Source organism: Serratia sp. PL7, assembly GCF_945957435.1.
Window position 1 is genome coordinate 163,725 of sequence record NZ_CAMFLB010000005.1, and the last position, 18,701, is coordinate 182,425.

The 18,701-nt window shown below is 55.3% G+C and carries 19 protein-coding genes; 5 read left to right on the forward strand and 14 right to left on the reverse strand.

The window, feature by feature from the left end; genetic code table 11:
- Window positions 1–54: 54 nt before the first annotated feature.
- Entirely contained in the window at window positions 55–1,185 is a 1,131-nt protein-coding gene (locus N6G83_RS23055) for a Gfo/Idh/MocA family protein (protein WP_074028017.1), read from the reverse strand.
- A gap of 254 nt (window positions 1,186–1,439) precedes the next feature.
- Between N6G83_RS23055 and N6G83_RS23060 the strand changes: the two genes are divergently transcribed.
- Complete coding sequence (locus tag N6G83_RS23060; protein ID WP_024527466.1) at window positions 1,440–1,952, forward strand: DUF523 domain-containing protein; 513 nt, start codon at window positions 1,440–1,442, stop codon at window positions 1,950–1,952.
- On the opposite strand, the gene N6G83_RS23065 is transcribed toward N6G83_RS23060, so the two are convergent.
- On the reverse strand, window positions 1,923–2,345 hold the full coding sequence (locus N6G83_RS23065; RefSeq protein ID WP_074028016.1) for an NUDIX hydrolase: 423 nt from the start codon (window positions 2,343–2,345) through the stop codon (window positions 1,923–1,925). The two genes, N6G83_RS23060 and N6G83_RS23065, sit on opposite strands and share 30 nt — an antisense overlap.
- Window positions 2,346–2,439: 94 nt before the next feature.
- Here N6G83_RS23065 and sseA point away from each other — a divergent pair, with 94 nt between their 5' ends.
- On the forward strand, window positions 2,440–3,300 hold the full coding sequence (gene sseA / locus N6G83_RS23070) for a 3-mercaptopyruvate sulfurtransferase (RefSeq protein ID WP_211134607.1): 861 nt from the start codon (window positions 2,440–2,442) through the stop codon (window positions 3,298–3,300).
- A 13-nt stretch (window positions 3,301–3,313) separates the two neighbouring features.
- Window positions 3,314–3,826, forward strand: a complete 513-nt coding sequence (locus N6G83_RS23075; RefSeq protein WP_211134606.1) for a GNAT family N-acetyltransferase — start codon at window positions 3,314–3,316, stop codon at window positions 3,824–3,826.
- Here the strand turns inward: N6G83_RS23075 and N6G83_RS23080 are convergent.
- The 8 genes from N6G83_RS23080 to N6G83_RS23115 all read right to left on the reverse strand — a co-directional run bounded on the left by N6G83_RS23080 (window position 3,821) and on the right by N6G83_RS23115 (window position 12,082).
- The gene (locus N6G83_RS23080) at window positions 3,821–4,759 is read right to left on the reverse strand and encodes a cation diffusion facilitator family transporter (protein ID WP_074028013.1); all 939 of its coding nucleotides are present in this window, start codon (window positions 4,757–4,759) and stop codon (window positions 3,821–3,823) included. The genes N6G83_RS23075 and N6G83_RS23080 overlap by 6 nt on opposite strands.
- 136 nt (window positions 4,760–4,895) lie before the next feature.
- Entirely contained in the window at window positions 4,896–5,360 is a 465-nt protein-coding gene (locus N6G83_RS23085; protein ID WP_021180467.1) for a DUF1456 family protein, read from the reverse strand.
- Window positions 5,361–5,490: 130 nt separating this feature from the next.
- Window positions 5,491–6,378, reverse strand: coding sequence for a phosphonate ABC transporter, permease protein PhnE (gene phnE / locus N6G83_RS23090; protein WP_074028012.1), 888 nt, complete (start codon window positions 6,376–6,378; stop codon window positions 5,491–5,493).
- Window positions 6,378–7,241, reverse strand: coding sequence for a phosphonate ABC transporter, permease protein PhnE (phnE, locus tag N6G83_RS23095; protein WP_024527460.1), 864 nt, complete (start codon window positions 7,239–7,241; stop codon window positions 6,378–6,380). Before phnE (N6G83_RS23095) ends, phnE (N6G83_RS23090) begins: the two co-directional genes overlap by 1 nt.
- A 331-nt stretch (window positions 7,242–7,572) precedes the next feature.
- Window positions 7,573–8,505: a phosphonate ABC transporter substrate-binding protein gene (gene phnD, locus N6G83_RS23100; protein ID WP_024527459.1), complete on the reverse strand. Its 933-nt coding sequence runs from the start codon at window positions 8,503–8,505 to the stop codon at window positions 7,573–7,575.
- Between the two features lie 43 nt (window positions 8,506–8,548).
- Window positions 8,549–9,382: a phosphonate ABC transporter ATP-binding protein gene (gene phnC / locus N6G83_RS23105; RefSeq protein WP_021805168.1), complete on the reverse strand. Its 834-nt coding sequence runs from the start codon at window positions 9,380–9,382 to the stop codon at window positions 8,549–8,551.
- Window positions 9,383–9,528: 146 nt separating this feature from the next.
- Window positions 9,529–10,986, reverse strand: a complete 1,458-nt coding sequence (locus tag N6G83_RS23110) for a tagaturonate reductase (protein WP_024527458.1) — start codon at window positions 10,984–10,986, stop codon at window positions 9,529–9,531.
- A 70-nt stretch (window positions 10,987–11,056) separates the two neighbouring features.
- The gene (locus N6G83_RS23115; RefSeq protein WP_024527457.1) at window positions 11,057–12,082 is read right to left on the reverse strand and encodes a zinc-binding alcohol dehydrogenase family protein; all 1,026 of its coding nucleotides are present in this window, start codon (window positions 12,080–12,082) and stop codon (window positions 11,057–11,059) included.
- 149 nt (window positions 12,083–12,231) lie between these two features.
- Between N6G83_RS23115 and N6G83_RS23120 the strand changes: the two genes are divergently transcribed.
- Window positions 12,232–13,137 carry a GntR family transcriptional regulator gene (locus N6G83_RS23120; RefSeq protein ID WP_021805171.1) on the forward strand — a complete coding sequence of 302 codons (906 nt, stop codon included), beginning with the start codon at window positions 12,232–12,234 and terminating at the stop codon, window positions 13,135–13,137.
- Window positions 13,138–13,347: 210 nt separating this feature from the next.
- Window positions 13,348–14,706: an MFS transporter gene (locus N6G83_RS23125; protein ID WP_024527456.1), complete on the forward strand. Its 1,359-nt coding sequence runs from the start codon at window positions 13,348–13,350 to the stop codon at window positions 14,704–14,706.
- A gap of 36 nt (window positions 14,707–14,742) precedes the next feature.
- Here N6G83_RS23125 and trpS read toward each other — a convergent pair whose 3' ends face one another.
- From trpS to N6G83_RS23145, 4 genes are all read right to left on the reverse strand, one after another.
- Window positions 14,743–15,750, reverse strand: coding sequence for a tryptophan--tRNA ligase (gene trpS, locus N6G83_RS23130; RefSeq protein WP_046808111.1), 1,008 nt, complete (start codon window positions 15,748–15,750; stop codon window positions 14,743–14,745).
- A gap of 204 nt (window positions 15,751–15,954) precedes the next feature.
- Window positions 15,955–16,482: a cysteine hydrolase family protein gene (locus N6G83_RS23135; RefSeq protein WP_024527454.1), complete on the reverse strand. Its 528-nt coding sequence runs from the start codon at window positions 16,480–16,482 to the stop codon at window positions 15,955–15,957.
- A gap of 45 nt (window positions 16,483–16,527) precedes the next feature.
- Window positions 16,528–17,631 carry a suppressor of fused domain protein gene (locus tag N6G83_RS23140; protein WP_098928108.1) on the reverse strand — a complete coding sequence of 368 codons (1,104 nt, stop codon included), beginning with the start codon at window positions 17,629–17,631 and terminating at the stop codon, window positions 16,528–16,530.
- Between the two features lie 126 nt (window positions 17,632–17,757).
- Window positions 17,758–18,642, reverse strand: a complete 885-nt coding sequence (locus N6G83_RS23145) for an oxygenase MpaB family protein (protein ID WP_024527446.1) — start codon at window positions 18,640–18,642, stop codon at window positions 17,758–17,760.
- Between the last annotated feature and the right edge of the window lie 59 nt (window positions 18,643–18,701).

The window sequence follows — 18,701 nt, forward strand, 5'->3', positions numbered from 1 at the left end:
GCATGCAAGGCCCTACGGGATAGCACCGTTAGCCGCCTCCACAAGTCACCAGAGTCAATCGCGGTTGATATCCAACCAGCGGCGCTGTTCGGCAGAGGCGGCAATCGCATCCAGTACACAGGATACCTTCCAGCCTTCCTCGAAATCAGGCCACATCCGATCGCCCGCGGCAATGCCATTGACCAGATCGCGGATCTCCACCGTTTTCTGATCGTTAAAGCCAATGCCATGCCCGGCGCTGATGCAAAACGCGGCGTAATCCGGGTGCTTTGGCCCTACCATGATGGTTTTGAAGCCCTGCCGCTCTGCCGGTTCATCATGGCGATACAGTTTCAGTTCGGCCATGCGTTCCTGAGTGAAACTCAAGGTGCCCTTGGTGCCGGTCACTACATAAGTCAGGCCCATTTTGCGCCCGCAGGCAATGCGTGAGGTTTCGAGGGTGCCCATCGCACCATTGGCAAAGCGCACCAGCGCGCTGGCCTGATCTTCGTTTTCGACTTGGCACATCTTGGCCGGGTTGTTCGGATCGGGCCGCTGTTTGATCAGGGTTTGCATATCGCCCGACACCGCGACGATATCCCCCACCAGATAATGCGCCATATTCACGATGTGTGCCGCCAGATCGCCCAACGCCCCAAGCCCGGCGCTGGCTTTGCGGCAGTGCCAGTCGATCGGCGTACGCGGGTCGGCCAGATAATCTTCATTATGCGTACCGTAAAAATGCACCACCTCGCCAATTTCACCGTTGGCAATGATTTCCCGCGCCAGCTGGCTGGTCGGGTTTTTCATATAGTTGAATCCCACCAGAGTTTTGACCCCTTTGGCCCGCGCGGCCTGCACCATCTCGGCGGCGTCTTGCGCATTCAGCGCCAGCGGCTTCTCGGAATAAACATGCTTGCCCTGTGCAATAGCCGCCAGGGCCATCTCTTTATGCAGGAAGTTTGGGGCACAGATATCCACCACGTCTATGGCGGGATCGGCCACCAGTTCGCGCCAGTCACCGGTTGAACGTACGAAGCCAAACTCCGCCGCACGCTGGGCTGCCAGCTCGGGTGTGACTTCCGCCAGCATCTCCAACACCAGCTCCCCTTTCAGCGGGAACACCGTGCTGGCCTGAGCATAAGCGATAGCATGACAGCGGCCAATATAGCCAGTACCGATCAATCCAACGCGCACCTGTTTCATCGTTTTCTCCCTTGCCTATTTTTGGAAAATAAAAATCATTATTTATTTATATGAAATTTAAATTTCATTAACAAGCCGATAATCAACTTTGCCCCGGATCCGTGACTGCCCTCATAAAATGCGGTGGATAAAGAACATGAGTAATCAAAATAGTGGGAAGGTACGGCTGGCATTAAGCTAAACCGCACTGCTATTATAAAACCGCGCGTGTGGCCTTGCTGCCACACTTTCGCCCCTTCAACAGAAGACATCTCATGCCGCCGAAAATCTTGCTCAGTGCCTGCCTGGCCGGTTTCAACGTACGTTATAACGCCTCCAGCAAAACCATTATCGATACCACCTTACAGCAGTGGCAAAAAGAGGGTCGATTGGTGGTGTGCTGCCCCGAATTGGCCGCCGGTTTCTCCACGCCGCGCCCACCGGCAGAGATTGCTGCCGCTGCCGATGGCGCTGAAGTAATAGCCAACCGGGCCAGAGTGCTCGACGCGCAAGGGAACGACGTCACCGACCAGTATCTGTTAGGTGCCCATCTGGCGCTGGATACCGCTCGTCTGCATGGTTGCCGCTTTGCCCTGCTGAGCGATCGCAGCCCTTCCTGCGGGAGTCAGACCATTTACAACGGCGCATTCAACGGCCAAACCCAACCCGGCAGCGGCGTCACTGCAGAGCTGCTGCGCCAACATGGCATCGAAGTATTTTCCGAGCACCAGCTCGACGTGTTGATCGAGCGTGTCCGGCTAGTCGAGTTGGGCCAGGCGATCCGCTAGCCGCTGACGCAGATGGGCAATGCCCTGCGGGTGCCGCACAAATTCATCCGCAGGCATCATTTGCCAGCACTGCCCTTCATTACCGAAACGGATCGCCGCAATCTGTGCCAAGGTGATTTCCCCCACCATAAACCAGGTGGGCGGCGAGCCAGGCGTGATCCCGGCGTAACGCTGCTGCCAGACAATTTGCCGTGCAGGCAATAGAATACCAAACTCCTCCTCGGTTTCCCGTTGCACACATTGCACCGGAGTTTCGTCCCCTTCACGTCCGCCGCCGGGCAAGTCCCAGCAGCCGGGCCAGGGGATCGCCGGGTTGTCATCACGCAGGTAAACCAGCACCTGGCCGCCGTACAGCAAGGCGATTTTCGCCCCGCCAAAGTCTTGGTCAATCATCTGCCCTGCCCCCTTTCAAACCGCAGCATACCAATATGCAAGATCGTTGAGGTATAGTGAAAACCTTCTTTGTCCTGACAGGCGAACAATAACCATGAACTCTGCTTTTTTAGTGACCGCGCAATGGCTTGAGCAACATATCAACGATGAAAATCTGACGCTGGTTGACGTGCGTATGGCACCTGTCGGTCAGGTGCCGAAGCAAGACATGTTGGCCGAATTTGAGCGGGGCCATATACCCGGTGCGGTGTATTTCGATATTGACGACGTCGCGGATAAAAATACGACGCTGCCGCATATGCTGCCCACGGCAGAAGCCTTTGCCGCTGCCGTAGGTAAACTGGGCATCAATGATCAACAGACTATTGTTTTCTATGATGGAGGCAATCAGTTCTCTGCCCCACGCGGTTGGTGGACGTTCCGTAATTTCGGCGCACAGCACGTATTCGTGCTCGATGAAGGTTTGCAGGGTTGGACATCGCGCGGTAACGCCTTGGAAACCGGCCCCGCACAGCCTACCCCCGCGACCTTCCGCGCGCACTTTAATGCCGAAGCGGTGGTGGATATGCAGCAGGTTGAACAGGCGATGAACGACCAGCGGCAAATCCTCGACGCCCGTGCCGCACCACGATTCTATGCCCAAGCCCCGGAACCGCGCCCAGGCCTGCACCGTGGCCATATTCCTGGCAGCATCAATATTCCGTATGGCGATTTGCTGGAGAACGGACGTTTCAAATCACTCGAGGCGCTGAAAAGAACCTTCGAAGAAAAAGGGGTCGATATCGACGCGCCCACCATCGTCAGCTGTGGCTCTGGCGTCACCGCCGCGGTGCTGGCCTTTGGCCTGCAATCACTGGGTGCCAAGCAGGTGAAGCTCTATGACGGTGCCTGGAGCGAATGGGGTGCACTGAGCGGCAAGCAGCCGATCGCCCAAGATGAGTCAACTAACCACTAACAAAGAGGCTATCGTGTTCACGATCCGTCAAGCGTTGCCCGCTGATTTAGCGACCGTGCGGGAAATAGGGATTGCCAGCTACCTCGCTCACTTTGCTGCACTCTGGCAAAACCAGCAGGAGTTGCAGGCGTTTCTGACCAAGGATTTTGCCGAACAAGCGTTGGAGCCTTCATTGCAAGACCGCGATACTTGCTGGCTGCTTGCCTATGAGGGAGAGACGCCGGTAGGCTTTGCCAAGCTTAATTTTGACAGCCTGCTGGCGGCAACCGCAACCACTGGGGCCGAGCTGCAAAAGATCTATTTCCTGCCGCAGTTTGCCGGACGCGGCTATGGGGAAAGGCTCTATGCCGAAGTACAGCGACGCGCCATTGAGAGACAGCAACCAATCCTCTGGCTGGACGTGCTGAAAAGCAACGTGGCTGGCCAACGCTTCTATCAACGGCAAGGCATGGCGATCGTGGGTGAGGACAGCTATACCAGCGTCAGCCAATCCGTGGCCATGTGGGTGATGGCGAAAAATCTATAGCCACTTGGCGTTATGGGTAAAGGAGATGGTCAGCCAGCGGTGCGGGCTATCTTCACCAATGGCGTCGGCTATCTGGTCACGGATTTTATCCAGCTTGTGGACGCCGCTGTGTTCCATCTCAGGCGGGATCACGATGTGGATCTCAATAAACAGCCCACGGCCAACGCGGGTGGCGTAATTGGAATAATCCAGGAAGCCATACTCCAGCGTCAGCTGCGCCATAATGGCTTCCACCTTGGCATCCAGGCTGTCCGGCGTCATCTGCAGCACTTCCTGAATAGCAGATTTTACCGTTTTGATCGGCACCGGGATCAAGACCAGCGTCAACAGTGCCAGCGCGACAGGGTCGGCATAGACGTTGAGGTATTCATAACGGGTTCCTTCCATTAGCCAGGAAAGAATAAAGGCCACCAATAACGCCGAACTGATACAGGCCGACATCAGCCAGCTTTTGTTATCCAGCGCGATCAGTTCCGATTTAACCTGCTTATTCAGCCGGCTTTGCTTAACGTAGAGGGTAAAGCAGAAAAGGCTGACGGTAACGGCATAGACAATCGCCCAGCCCAGCTCGAGTTCACGCCCTCCGTCGGCAATGCCTTTGACGGCGTTCACAAAGGCATACAGACACAGCAACGTCAGTAAACTGCCGTTAAATGCCAGCACCATTGGTTCGACATGCCAAAAACCATACTGAAAACGGCGGCTATGGGGTTGCCCCAGCAGGCGGGACACCAGCAGGGATAATGAACACATGCCTGCATCCAACGCCGAGAACATGCCGTCAAACACGATCGACATGGAACCGCAGACAATCCCAAACACGATCCCGGCACTGGCAATAAACAGCGTGCAGAATATCGACCTGCGCAGGATTTTTTGTTCTATTGCCGTGCTGGTTAACACCGGTGGCAACGTGGTGGGTGCTGTCGTCATAATTCCCTTATTTCAGTCGGAAAGTTCGGACATGTTCTACCGTCGGGCGGCATCGTACTGAGTATGATCGACAAATGCAGGGTGCACAAAAAAAAAGCGCCCTCGATGAGGACGCCTGATGTCGTGATACGCAGGATTAGGCGCCGCGTATGCGCTGGGTCAGCCCTTTCAGGAAGTAGCGCAGCATCTGATCGCCACATGGGCGGTAGTTTTTGGTGCCTTCTTTGCGGAACAGCGCGCTCAGCTCAGGCTTGGAGATACGGAATTCCACCGCGGTAAAAATCTGGTGCAGATCGACATCTTTCAGTTCAAACGCCACACGCAGCTTTTTCAGCACCAAGTTGTTGGTGATCGGCAGCTCAACCGCCGGTGCCGGGAATTTATCGTCTTTGCCACGCTTGAAGAACACCAGACCATTGAGGAAATGGGCCATCACTTCGTCGGGGCAGTTGGCAAAACCCGGCTCGCCTTCCTTGATCATGTAGGTCCCCATGGCTGCGACATCGACGTCAAAACCGTCCAGCTTGACGATCTCTACCATCTTCGCGTCATTAATAGCCAGCATGTAGCGCACGCTGCGCAGCACATCATTGTTAATCATGGAATAGCCTTTCGCTTGTCAATCAGGAGAGGCGTGCAGCGCTGCACACCTTGCATGGCGGCAGTATAGGGATCCGGCGGGGGTTTCTCAATGGAATTTCCACGGGCAAACCAGGGTTTACCCGCAGAGGTTAATGATTTTTCGGGTAAAGCGGAATGTCTTCGCCAACGATATATTTGTTACGCAGGATGGCGGAGATCTTGTCCATCAACATCACGATCACCACCAGGATCAAGGTGATAAACATCACCACGTCCCAGTTCCACAGCCGCATGTTCTCGGCATAGACCAGGCCGATCCCCCCTGCCCCGACAAAACCAAGCACCGCCGCCGAACGGGTATTGGACTCAATCTGGTACAGGCTCAGCGCCAGGAAGGTCGGGAAAGATTGGGTGAAAATGCCATAACGGTGTTTTTGCAATCCGTTAGCACCCACCGCCGTCAGCCCACGGCTGGGGGATTTATCCACCGCTTCGTGGCCTTCGGCATACAGTTTGCCAAGCAGGCCGATATCCTGCATCACGATGGCCAACACCCCCGCCAGCGGCCCCATGCCCACGGCACGTACGAAAATCAGGCCCCAGATGGCCATATCAATCCCCCGCAGAATATCCAGCAGGCGGCGTACCAGCGTCGCCACCGGCCGAAGCACTGGTGAGGACATCACATTACGCGCGGCAAAAAACGACAGCGGCAAGGCGATCAACGATGCCGTAATGGTGCCGGCAAACACGATCGCCAGGGTGATAAAGATCTGTTGGAAATAATAGCCAAACGGCCAGTTGGCAAAGTCATGCCAGACAAACATGCGCATAAAGTAGCGGCTAATCTGTTGGCAACCGTTGGCAAATTGCGGCCAGGAAATGCCAAACACCAGGAAGAAGAAGACGTAATACAACACAATCGCCACGGTAATCATGCCGAGAGTGCGCAGATAGCGCCCTTGGCGTGAGAAGATTTCCGGATTCTGCTGCTTGAGTTGCTGCAGGTTGGTGGCAGAGATCGGCTGAACGGACATTAGGCTTTCCCCTCGACAACGCGTTTACGTAATTCACCGGAGGCGTAATCCAGCAGCGAAACCACCACGATAATCAGCAGCAGCGTCATGCTGACCTGATCGTAACGGTCGAGTTTGATATTGGTCATCAGCTCCTGACCAATTCCGCCTGCACCTACCAGGCCGAGGATGGTCGACTGGCGGAAATTGATTTCCAGCCGCATAAAGCTGTAGGACAGGAAGATCGGTTTGACCTGAGGCCACAGGCCGAAACGCATACGCTGTAACGGCGTGGCCCCACAGGCGGCCAGCCCGCGCACCGGCTTGTTGGAGGCGGTTTCGATCGATTCATAGAACAGCTTGGTCAGGCTGCCGATGGTGTGCAGCGCCAGCGCCATAAAACCGGGAATGGCACCGATGCCAAACGCCATCACAAACATCACCGCCCAGGCCAGCTCCGGCATGGTGCGCAGGAACGCCACCAGCGTGCGGATGGCAAAGCGCAGCGTCGCCGGGCTGTGGGTGTTATTGGCCGCCAAAAAGGCCAGCCCGCCTGCCACCAGCACGGAAAGGATGGTCGCCGCCAGCGCCAGCTGTAAGGTTTCCCAAATCAGCGGTAACTGGATATGCAGCCGGTAGCCCCAATAGGCGAAGGAGCCTTCGGTATGGCCGTCGGCGAACAGCAGCGGCCAGTGCAGTACCGGGATGGTTTCTGCCAGATAGTCAAAGAAATGGGGGATCGACACCCAGACGGTATGCAGGTTGAACTCGGCGATATTGCCTGCGCCAAGATAAAGCACCACCAGCCCGAGCGACCAGAGCAAGGTTTCACGCTTTTGCTTACTGCGGATCCGTTGGTAGTAGTGTGCGAAGTCTGTATTCAAAATCGCTTCCAATATTTTGTGGCTGGATAAATAGGCCCCTCACCCCAACCCTCTCCCGCAGGGAGAGGGAGCCAGATCGGTACCATCATCAGGTACAGAGCTCGATCTTGGGCTCATAGCCTAAGGTTCAGACATGCCAATACCCCTCCAACAGAGAGAGGGAGCCAGATCGGTGCCGTCATCAGGTACAGAGCTCGGTCTATGGCCTACTCCCCCATGGTGAAGGCGCGGGTTCAGTGCTACTGTCAGTTACAAGGGTCAATTTATGACTCGGTCGGTCCCCTCTCCCTGTGGGAGAGGGTTAGGGTGAGGGGCCGGGAACCAAGCCGCCTTAGCGATCGCCCTTGGTCAGCTCACGCTTCATATCGATAATGGTCTGGTATTCCGCCAGCTTGACGTCGCCAATGTGCTGCTTGCCGCCCATCGCCTTGATAAAGCACTGATGGTTGTCGGTATCCAGCTTCTTGATGGCGGTAACCACCTTGGCTTTGAAATCCGCAGGCAGGGAGTTGCTCACCAGGATCGGGCCATTCGGGATCAGCGGCGACTGCCAGATAATGCGGATCTGCTTCATCAAATCTGGATGATCCATACGGATCATGCGGTTGAAGGCTCCGCTGGTATAGCCGGTGTTGTAATCACCAATCATCGAGGCCCAGGTGACCGCACCCTCAAACTGGCCGTTCAATACGCCGAGTACGTCCTGCTCATGACCACCAGAGAAGGTGACGCTGGAGAAGAAGTTGTTGTATTTGTTATCCGGCGTGCCGCCAAACTGCTTCTTGAACACCTGGTTTGGCACCAGGAAACCGGAGGTCGAATCCGGATCCGCAAAGCCGAAGGATTTGCCTTTCAGGTCTTCCAGCTTTTTGTAAGGGCTGTCGGCTTTCACCACCACCACCGAGTGATAGCCGCGCGACTGATCGGTATCATCCACCGCGATCCCCACCAGATCGACCGCCTTGGGATCCTTGATATACACCGAAGCAAATGACGAAGGCGACATGCTCAATACCAGATCGATCTTGCCCCCGAGCAGGCCCTGGATTACGCCAGAGTAGTCGGAAGAGTTACGCAGCTTGGTGTCTACGTTCAGCTCTTTATCGAGAAAATCTTTCACACACTGGTTATCGCCAATCTGTTGGGTAGCGTTCTGCCCCCCCAGGATCCCCAGGTTCAACTCTTTCGGCGCTTCCGCTGCACCTGCATTAAATACCATCATTACGCCGGCCATCATGGTGGTCAGTGTGAATACTTTTTTCATTGCGCATGCCCTGTGTGAAAAGGTAGAGGTGACGTTCAAGTGATTAATGGATCTGATTGGCTTCTTCGCCATACAGTTGCTGCAAAATACGTTCGTTAAGCTGCGACGGGTGGCCGTCGAAAATGATTTTGCCCTGGGCGATGCCAATCACCCGGGTGCAGTATTCCCTCACCAGTTCGACCGAGTGCAAGTTCACCATCACCGCGATATCGTTCTCGCTGACTTTCTGTAGCGCATCCATTATGCGGCGGGTGTTTTTCGGATCGAGCGAGGCAACCGGCTCATCGGCCAGCAGAATTTTGGGGTTTTGCATCAGCGCGCGGCAGATAGCGACGCGCTGCATTTGGCCGCCAGACAGGTTCTCTGCACGTTGCAGTGCATGCGGCAGCATATTCAACCATTGCAGCAGCTCGATGGCCCGCGCACGGTCAGCATCGTCGAATACTTTGAAGAAGGATTTCAGCGTCGAGGTGTGGCTGAGGCGGCCAAGCAGCACGTTGGTGATCACATCCAACCGGGGAACCAGGCAAAAATCCTGGAAGATCATGCCACAGCGGGCTCGCCACTGGCGCATCTGGCGGGCCGAGAGCTGCGCGATGTCCTGTGCAACTCCGTCGTCCTCAAAATGCAGCATTTCACCACAGCTGGAAGGAATGGTGCCGTTCAGCGTATGCAGCAGGGTTGATTTACCAGCCCCGGAGCGGCCGATCACCGCCACAAACTCCCCGGCGTGCAGATCAAAATTGATGTCGTCGAGGACGCGTTGCTGAGATTGATACGCCTTACCTAGCCCTTTTACCGCTAATACCTTGCGTAACGGGATCGGTTGCTGCCCTGGATAGTCGGTCGGTGCCAGTTTTAACAGTGCCTGCGCCATATGATTTCTCTGATTTCAGTGGCTAATCTTATGGGCACCTATTAACGAATAACTGTATGACACGCAGATGATGGTTTTATGGCCGGGAAATGACGTTCAACGCCATTTCCCGTGATTGGCAGGATTAAAATATGCGGATGGAGGTTTTATCGACGTTCCATTTCACTCAATGCCGCACGCATTCCGTGGTCAAGAATAGCTTGCAGATCGGTGGTCACGGCAGCGGTAAGCCCAGGAACGGCATTGAGATCTTGCCCCCAGTGCGCCTCATCGGCCAGCACGCTTTCTACCAGCGCCGCGAGCGTCAGGTCACGATGTTCCACTCCGGCCCACAACGTTGCAAACCTCGTCAGCCAATGAGCATCATCCTGTAACGCATAGCTACCCGCCTGCCGTTCGCCACGATAGAAGGCCAGCAACGCCGCCAAAGCAAAGGTCAGCCGTTTCGGCAGCGCGGCATTTTTCTGTTGGCCTGCCAGTAACTGCGGCAAAATACGCGTGCGGAATTTGGTCATGCCGTTCAGCGCAATCGACAGCAGCTGGTGCTGAATAAACGGGTTACGGAAACGGTTCTGTACCGCTTCGGCAAATGGCCGTAACTCTTCCTGCGGCAGATCGAGCACCGGCATAATCTCTTCGGCAATGGTACGTGCCACATAGCCGCCGATCTGCTCGTCGCTCATGGCCTCGCCCACGGTATTCAAACCAGCCAGGAACGCCACCGGCACCAGCGCCGTATGCGCCCCGTTGAGGATCGCTACCTTGCGTTCTTTATAAGGTTTGATGTCATCGACGATGTGGACGTTCAGATCCAACTTATCCAGATGCAGCTCTTTCGCCAGCCACTGCGGGCCCTGGATCACAAACAGATAGAAATGTTCCGCCGTGTCGAGGAAGCTATCTTGATACCCCAACTGCTGTTGCCACTGCTCTACTTCATCGCGTGGGTAGCCAGTGACGATACGATCGACCAGCGTTGAGCAGAAGGTGTTGCAATCGTTCAGCCAATCGGTGAACGCCTGCGGTAACTGCCACTGCTGCGCATAGCGCAACACGTACTCTTTCAGCGCTTCGCCGTTGTAATCGATCAGCTCGCACGGCAGCAGCACCCAGCCCTTGTCTGCAGCACCGTCAAAATGGCTGAAACGCTCAAACAGCAGCCGCGTCAGCTTGGCCGGGAAGCTGGCCGCCGGAGCGTCGGTGAACTTATCGTCCGGTAAATAACTGATCCCCGCTTCGGTGGTGTTGGAGAACACGAAGCGGATCGCCGGATCACGTGCCAAGGCCAGATAGCTGTCGTATTGGTGATAAACGTTGATTTCCCGGTTGACCGAACGGATCAGGCGTGGCTCGCAAACCGCTTCCCCCTGCTCATTCAGCCCACGGATAATTGTGGTATACAAGCCATCCTGAGTATTGAGCGAAGGCGGCTGCTGGCTGTCAATTGGCCGCACCACCACCACGCCGGCATTCAGCCCGGTATGCTGGTTTAGCAGGTCGATTTGCCAATCAACAAAGGCGCGCAAGAAATTACCTTCACCGAATTGGATAATGCGATCGGGATATTGCGCGCCAGGAAATTCACTACGATTAAGTTGTTTCATTATTGCTCCTTGCATCCGGTGATCCCCCAGGTCGTAAATTACACTCGGCAAGACCTGGGGAGTAATCAAGTTAGTTAAAATGAATCACGCCTTTAATCAGCTGTTTATTATTAATCACTTCTGCTTCATAAATATCTGCCAGCGTGGAAAATTCGAATTGATGGGAAAGCATCATCCCGGCAGTTATTTTTCCGGCGGCCATTAATCGCCCTACCTTGATAAAGTCTTCTTTGGTCGCATTGCGGCTCCCCATCATGGTGGTTTCCTTTTTATGGAATTCCGGATCGGAGAATTGCAGATCGCCCTTGAACAGGCCGACAAACGTAATGCTGCCACCATGGCGGATCAGGTTGACGCTATGGTTCATCGCATGCTGATTGCCGGTGGCATCAATGATTTTTGCCGCCAGCATGCCGGAGAATTGGGCTCTTAAGGCCGCGTCAAAACCGGCGTCCGATGGATCTAGCGTGATCAGCCCAAGCATTTTTTCTACATGGGCACGGCGCTCTGCGCTGGTATCGGCCACGATCACGGTTGCCCCGTCCGCCTTGGCGATAGCCGCAACCCCCAGACCAATCGGCCCTGCCCCTACCACCAATAGATGATCGCCCTGCTCGATGGCCGCTCGGCGTACGGCGTGGGCACTGATAGAGAATGGTTCAATCAGCGCCGCCGCTTGGGGCTCCACATCATCCACAGCCAGCAGGTTGCTCACCGGCACGCTTAAAAACTCGCTAAAACCGCCGTCTTGATGCACGCCAATCACCGAGATATTTTCACAGCAATTGGGCCTGCCGCTGGTGCATGCTCCACAGTGATGACAGGAGACATAAGGGATCACCGCCACACGTTGCCCGACGCGCAATTCACTCACCTGGCCACCGACGCTGACAATCTCGCCGCATATTTCATGCCCCAGCACCCGCGGGTAGCTGAAGAACGGTTGCTGACCAGACCAGGCGTGGATATCGGTCCCGCAAATGCCTACTGTCAGTATTTTTAGCACCGCTTCGTCCGGCGCAGGCTGCGGTACCGGCCTTTGTTGGTAAACCAGCCGGGTCGGCTCCAGACAAACTAGCGTATTCATTGTGGTCATGATCCCTCCTCCTGTGATGTGGCGCTGTTATCCCGCAAAAAGAACAGGCGTATTGTGCTGATGAGGAGAATTTGTGAGTCAGCACAAATTAAACCGGTTTAAATGGGTTTTAAATATTTAAAAAACACCTTAGCCCACAGAGGGATCTCATGAGCAGAACGCAAAACCTCCGCCAGAACGTGGTTAATCAGATGATCGACGGCATCATCAAGGGCCATATCCGCTCACCGCTGCCTTCCCAGGCGGGGCTGGCAGAAATGTATAACATCAGCCGCACCACGGTGCGTCACACGCTCACGCACCTGCATCAACGCGGGGTTCTGGAGAAGGTCAAGGATGATTATGTGATCCTGCGCATGCCGCTGGCAGAAGACGGCTTTGAATGCATGAGCCACTCGCTGGACGAGCAAGGTAAGCTGTTTGAGAAAGCGTTCTATCAGATGATTAACCAAAAGCAGCTGCGCGCGGGGGATTCATTCACCGAATTGCAGCTTTCACGCGCGGTTAACGTCAGCCCGGTAGTGGTGAGGGAATTCCTGCTGCGCTTCAGCCGCTTTGACCTTATTGACAACGTACGCCGCGGCCAATGGAGCATGAAAAAATTTGATCAGAACTATGCCGAGCAGTTGTTTGAACTCCGTCAAATGCTGGAAACCCACGCGCTATCACGCTTTATCAACCTGCCCGCACAGGATAGCCGCTGGTTGCAGGCCAAAGAGTTGTTGAACCGCCATCGCGAGTTGCGCGACACCATCAGCGACAATTATCGGCTGTTCTCTCAGCTGGATCGTGACTTCCACACCCTGATCCTGTCAGCAGCCAACAATCCGTTTTTCAATCAGTCGCTGGAAATCATTTCGGTGATTTTTCACTTCCATTATCAATGGGATGAAACCGACCTGAAGCAAAGAAATATTATTGCGATTGAAGAGCATATGGCCATTTTAAGCGCCCTGATCTGCCGCAGCGATCAGGAGGCCGCCCGTGAGCTTCACCGCCATCTTGATACTGCCAAACAGTCGATGATCCGTTCCATCAAACAGGATGCCTGCTGATTTTTATTGATAAAAAACCGAGTGAAACGGGATTTAAAACCGATTAAAAACAGCAAAATCGTAACCGCCGCACGGAACCGGTTAAAAAAAGCACCATGAAACATTTTCGCCGCCTAGGCTCACTGCCGAAAGACATACCGTTGTTAACACCGAACCAGGGCCATGCCCCGGCAGAATAACTATTATTAATACGGAATATAGAGGCGAGTGATGGAAAAGATAACCACCGTGAGCACTGGAAAAGAACCGGCGGACAGTTATTCAGATAGCATTAATCCCATACCCAAAGGCGGCATAGCAGAGCGCTCTGCAAAAATTAAAAAAATCCAGACTACGGCAATGATCCTGTTATTTTTTGCTGCCGTGATTAATTTTCTCGATCGCAGTTCGCTGTCCGTCGCCAACTCCACCATTCGTGAAGAAATGGGGTTGAGCGGTACCGAGATCGGCCTGCTACTTTCCGCCTTTTCACTGGCCTATGGGATTGCCCAATTACCCTGTGGACCGCTGCTGGATCGCAAAGGCCCGCGCATCATGCTCGGTCTGGGGATGTTTGTCTGGTCTGCGTTCCAGACGATGTCTGGCATGATCCACAACTTTACCCAGTTTATCTGGGTGCGTATCGGCCTGGGGATCGGCGAAGCCCCCATGAACCCTTGCGGCGTGAAAGTCATCAACGATTGGTTCAACATCAAAGATCGCGGTATGCCGATGGGGATCTTTAACTCGGCCTCCACCATCGGGTTAGCCATCAGTCCACCAATCCTCACCGCCATGATGCTGCTGTTAGGCTGGCGCGGGATGTTCATCACCATTGGTTTACTGGGCATTGCGTTATCCATTGGTTGGTACATGCTGTATCGCAACCGTGAAGACATCAAACTCACCGAGCAGGAGCAAAGCTATCTCAACGCCGGTAGCGTGAGCGCACGCCGTGAGCCGATGAACTTCAAGGAATGGCGATCGCTGTTCAAAAACCGCACCATGTGGGGGATGATGATCGGCTTTAGCGGCATCAACTACACCGCCTGGCTGTATCTGGCCTGGCTGCCGGGCTACCTGCAGACCACCTACCATCTGGATTTGAAAAGTACCGGTATGTTGGCGGCAATCCCGTTCCTGTTTGGTGCGGCGGGCATGCTGTCAAACGGCTTTGTCACCGACTTCCTGGTGCGCCGGGGCATGGCTCCGCTCAAGAGCCGTAAAATCTGTATCGTCGCAGGTATGCTGCTTTCCGCTGGTTTTACCTCCGTCGTGGCACAGGCCACCACCACCACCAGCGCGGTGGCATTAATCAGTATGGCGCTGTTCTGTATCCACTTTGCCGGTACTTCCTGCTGGGGGCTGATCCACGTGGCGGTCACGTCCCGTATGACCGCCTCGGTGGGCAGCATTCAAAACTTTGCCAGCTTTGTGTTCGCTTCGTTTGCCCCGGTGATCACCGGCTGGATCCTGGATACCACCAACTCATTCAGCCTGGCACTGACCATTTGTTCCTGCGTTACCCTGATCGGGGCGCTGTCCTACGTGTTTATCGTCAAACACCCGATCACCGACAGCGCGGCCTGATCGCCAGATTTTCCCTCTCCAACCGGAGAGGGATCCTCAATCCAGGGCAAAAAAATCCAGACCCAGCGCGGACTTGACCTGTGCCAAGGTGCCCTGAGTCACCTGATTGGCCCGCTGGCTGCCCTCTCTCAGGATACGCATCAGCTCGCCCTTATCGGCGCTGTACTCGGCCCGCCGGGTGCGGATAGGCTCCAGCAGGGTTTGCAGGCAATCCTCCAACAACCGTTTAATCTTCACGTCACCCAAGCCGCCCTGACGATAGTGATCCTTCAACTGTGCCACCAGCGCTGCGTCCTCGCAAAACGCGTCCAGATAGGTGAATACCATATTGCCTTCCACCTGGCCGGGATCGCTGACGTTCAGGTGGTTGGGATCGGTAAACATGCTCATCACCGCCTTATGCACTTCGTCGGCGCTGGCCCCCAGCATGATGGTATTGCCGCGTGATTTCGACATCTTGCCCTGCCCGTCCAGCCCCGGCAGCCGACCAACGCGGCTCAGCAACGGCTGGCACTCCACCAGCACCTCGCGATCGACGATGCGGTTAAAGCGCCGGACAATTTCGTTGGTTTGCTCCAGCATCGGTAACTGATCTTCCCCAACCGGCACATGAGTCGCCCCAAAAGCGGTGATATCCGCCGCCTGGCTGACCGGGTAAATCAGGAATCCGGCAGGCAGGCTACGTGAAAAGTCTTTCTCGATGATTTCGCTTTTCACCGTGGGGTTACGTTCCAGGCGGGCGACGGTGACCAGGTTGAGGTAATACATCGTCAGTTCTGCCAGCGCCGGAAGCGCCGATTGCAGACACAGCGTGGTCTTGGCAGGATCTATCCCCACCGCCAGATAATCGGCCACCACGTTTAGCACGTTGGCACTGATTTTTTGCGGATTGCTGCCGTTATCGGTCAGCCCTTGCAGGTCGGCCACCATTACCGTTTGCTGATGATGATGCTGTAGCTCAACGCGCTGGCGCAGTGAACCGACGTAATGACCCAAATGCAGTGAACCGGTGGCGCGATCGCCAGTCAGAATGGTGTAACTCATAGCCTTGCTCCTGGAAGTAAACAGACCGCCGGATCAACGCTATAAAAATGCCGCCAAAACCGGCGGCATTAAAAAAAGAGGGATGAATACCCGTGCCGCCCTTAGAAAAGGCGCCACCAGCTAAAACAAGATGTGAACTGCGGGAAGATATTCATTCGGCTACGTTACACCCCGCCCAGAACCGCGTCAAGGGCGACATCCGGCTCAGAAACTCACTTCGGCTGTCGGCACGGCACGGATCGCCACGCCAAAACTCTCGATACTCGACAAGGTCGCATTATGGTGAATACGGATTTGCAACCCGCTGGCATGGGGCTTGTCGTGGCTGGTATGTGCATCTGCCGCCAGCACCACCGGATAACCCAGGCCAGCAGCTCGACGGGTGGTGGTATCGACACAGTATTCCGTGGAATAGCCGCAGATCACCAGCTGTGTCACCCCTTCGGCAATCAGCAGTTTGCCGAGATTGGTACGTAAAAAGGAATCCGGCGTGGTTTTGTCTATTCGATGATCGCCGTTTTTCACCTGTAACGCAGCATGAATTTGCCACGCTTCGCTGCCGTGCGGTAGTTCCTCATGAGCCGTCTGATGCTGAATAAAAATTACCGGCGCACCAGCCTGCCGGGCACGTTCACTCAGTTGATTAATCCGCGTGAGAACCTGCTCGGCCTCTGCTGGCGGGGGATTAAACAAACCCTGCTGCACATCGATAACTAACAACGCTGACTTCATAGCTGGCTCCAAAAGCGATCGTAAAATAGACAGTGCTCGCACTCGTTAAACAAGAGGCTGACGTGGGCGGAAGATATGATCGACACCCTGCTCACGCATATTCTTCACCAAATCGTGGCCACCGTTGGGCGTGGCCTGCGCCAATTCCCGCTCGGTGGCGAACACCGGGCTGGCCCAGAAAATATTCACCGTATCACCGTATTGTTTAGGCAATACCAGGTGCTCACTGTAGGGATAAAATGACGAAGAGAGCACATAGCCTTCATAGCCCTGCGGAGCCACCGCCGACGCCAGCGTATGGCCTTCGCCAAACCAGGTGATGTTCGCCCAGGGCACATGGGCAAATCCAGCTAGCGCGCTGGCCATCTGCACCGCATTCTCTTCGGTCATATACTGCCCATCGATGGCTATCGCCATCTCCATCCGGCGGAATCTGGCAGCATCGTCGTTGAACAGAATCTCTACCCACGGCATCGGCCGAATGCTGACACCCATGGTCAGAAAATAGTAAACCCCGTCGCGCTCATGCTGGGTGATGGCCATCGGCGGCCATTTGCCCTGATCGATAGCGTAATACTTCACCGAAGGGCCAAAGTGTTGTTCGTATTGAGCCAGGTAATCACTCTGCATTTTTGGCCAAGGATTCCCCTCTTCCCGCTGCCAGCTACGCCAGAACTGCCGGGTATTTTCCGCCAGCGCATATTGCGTATTGGTGGATGCAGAGCCCAGCGGATAGGCCAATGGGTTCTCTTTGATGCAGCTTGCCGAATAGCAGACCGAGTGATCGATGTATAAACTCCAGCCGGGGATCACCGCTAGCAGTTGCCCGTGATACCACAGGGCAGCCCCGTCGTCGCTTTCCGTCCAGACAACCATCAGCCCTGCGGGATCCAATGGCGCTTCGCCTTCCAGATTACGGCAATACTCAGCCGCCAACATAGGGGGAAGGCCAGCTTCCATAGCGGCGCGATCTTCCTGCTGCGGAGCCGTAGCCAGGTTGCGCAGCCAGCAGGCACGCACCTGAAAACGTTCACTGTACTCTTCCGTTGGGTAGATATAAAAATAGGCGGCCCGGCTATCTTGCTGAACCACCGCGACCAGCGTTTGATTCTCGTTATTCACTTCAGCAAGTACGTTTGACTCGTTCATATCACCTCAAGGGGTTGCTGGCGCACAAATAGGCTGTACGCTAAAAATAGAATATTTCTCTGGGCCAGTGTAGAACGCATCATCAATCGGGATCACGGGCAATAGTCTCAAAAGTGGCTGCGCTGGCTAACATTGCGCTGATGCGTTCTTATTCATGCGCCGCATCGCCCGATGGTAGGAGCCATTGCGTACCGAAGCGCGCAGCACTCGTCCAACGCCGCCAACGCCAATACGCACGCACCGCCGCCGGGTCGCTCCTGGGGTGAATCCCAACTGTTGCTGCGCCCAGTCCGGCAACAGATCGATCCCTGCCTGCATCACCAATGCGCCGAACGGCCGCGCCAGCGTGCTGGGAGCCGGGGCCGCCAGCAGAATGCGCGCCACTTCCAGCGTGCGTTCATCGCAGACCAACTGCGGGCGCATCTGTTGCAGATAATCGTCAACCGCCGCACAGGATTTTGGGACATCGCGCGCGCCCAAGGCTTCCGCGACGCGAGCCGCTTCACGATAATAGGTATCCTGTTGAGCAAGGGACAGATGCGGATTGCGGTAACGCAGGTGCGAGGCCAGGAAACGGCTGCTTTCGGCGACATGGACCCAGGTGAGCAGATGCGGATCGCTGGCGGCATAAGGCTGGCCGTTATTGTCGGTGCCGTTGACCTGTAAATGGATGGCTTTGACTTTGGCGATCAGGCGTTGCGCCTCTGCACTGGGGCCAAACGTGGTGACGGAGATAAACTGGCTGGTACGACGCAGACGGCCCAGCATATCCTCACGAAAGTTGGAATGATCCCACACTCCTGCCAAGGCCAACGGGTGCAGCATCTGCAACAGCAGCGCACTGACGCCGCCGCAAAGCATGGAGGTGAAGTCACCATGCACTTGCCAAGTGACAGACTGCGGGCCAAACAGCCCCGGATCGCCAGCCGGATTTTCAAAATCAATCCCGCCGAGTGCCAGCCCGGTCAGGCTGAGCACCTGTTTCTCTATCGCTGCGCGTATCACTTCCATCCCCCTGTCCACGGCCTATGGCGCAGTTTATCATAGTGAGGGGCTGAGTCTGAGACTGC

Excerpts from the sequence above, each read along its gene's own strand:
- N6G83_RS23125 (WP_024527456.1), top strand. The coding sequence starts at position 13,348 with ATGGAAAAGATAACCACCGTGAGCACTGGAAAAGAACCGGCGGACAGT.
- N6G83_RS23115 (WP_024527457.1), bottom strand. The coding sequence starts at position 12,082 with ATGACCACAATGAATACGCTAGTTTGTCTGGAGCCGACCCGGCTGGTT.
- N6G83_RS23085 (WP_021180467.1), bottom strand. The coding sequence starts at position 5,360 with ATGATTAACAATGATGTGCTGCGCAGCGTGCGCTACATGCTGGCTATT.
- N6G83_RS23110 (WP_024527458.1), bottom strand. The coding sequence starts at position 10,986 with ATGAAACAACTTAATCGTAGTGAATTTCCTGGCGCGCAATATCCCGAT.
- N6G83_RS23145 (WP_024527446.1), bottom strand. The coding sequence starts at position 18,642 with ATGGAAGTGATACGCGCAGCGATAGAGAAACAGGTGCTCAGCCTGACC.
- phnE (WP_074028012.1), bottom strand. The coding sequence starts at position 6,378 with ATGTCCGTTCAGCCGATCTCTGCCACCAACCTGCAGCAACTCAAGCAG.
- phnC (WP_021805168.1), bottom strand. The coding sequence starts at position 9,382 with ATGGCGCAGGCACTGTTAAAACTGGCACCGACCGACTATCCAGGGCAG.
- N6G83_RS23080 (WP_074028013.1), bottom strand. The coding sequence starts at position 4,759 with ATGACGACAGCACCCACCACGTTGCCACCGGTGTTAACCAGCACGGCA.
- N6G83_RS23060 (WP_024527466.1), top strand. The coding sequence starts at position 1,440 with ATGCCGCCGAAAATCTTGCTCAGTGCCTGCCTGGCCGGTTTCAACGTA.
- N6G83_RS23140 (WP_098928108.1), bottom strand. The coding sequence starts at position 17,631 with ATGAACGAGTCAAACGTACTTGCTGAAGTGAATAACGAGAATCAAACG.
- N6G83_RS23065 (WP_074028016.1), bottom strand. The coding sequence starts at position 2,345 with ATGATTGACCAAGACTTTGGCGGGGCGAAAATCGCCTTGCTGTACGGC.
- trpS (WP_046808111.1), bottom strand. The coding sequence starts at position 15,750 with ATGAGTTACACCATTCTGACTGGCGATCGCGCCACCGGTTCACTGCAT.
- sseA (WP_211134607.1), top strand. The coding sequence starts at position 2,440 with ATGAACTCTGCTTTTTTAGTGACCGCGCAATGGCTTGAGCAACATATC.
- N6G83_RS23120 (WP_021805171.1), top strand. The coding sequence starts at position 12,232 with ATGAGCAGAACGCAAAACCTCCGCCAGAACGTGGTTAATCAGATGATC.
- phnD (WP_024527459.1), bottom strand. The coding sequence starts at position 8,505 with ATGAAAAAAGTATTCACACTGACCACCATGATGGCCGGCGTAATGATG.
- N6G83_RS23055 (WP_074028017.1), bottom strand. The coding sequence starts at position 1,185 with ATGAAACAGGTGCGCGTTGGATTGATCGGTACTGGCTATATTGGCCGC.
- N6G83_RS23135 (WP_024527454.1), bottom strand. The coding sequence starts at position 16,482 with ATGAAGTCAGCGTTGTTAGTTATCGATGTGCAGCAGGGTTTGTTTAAT.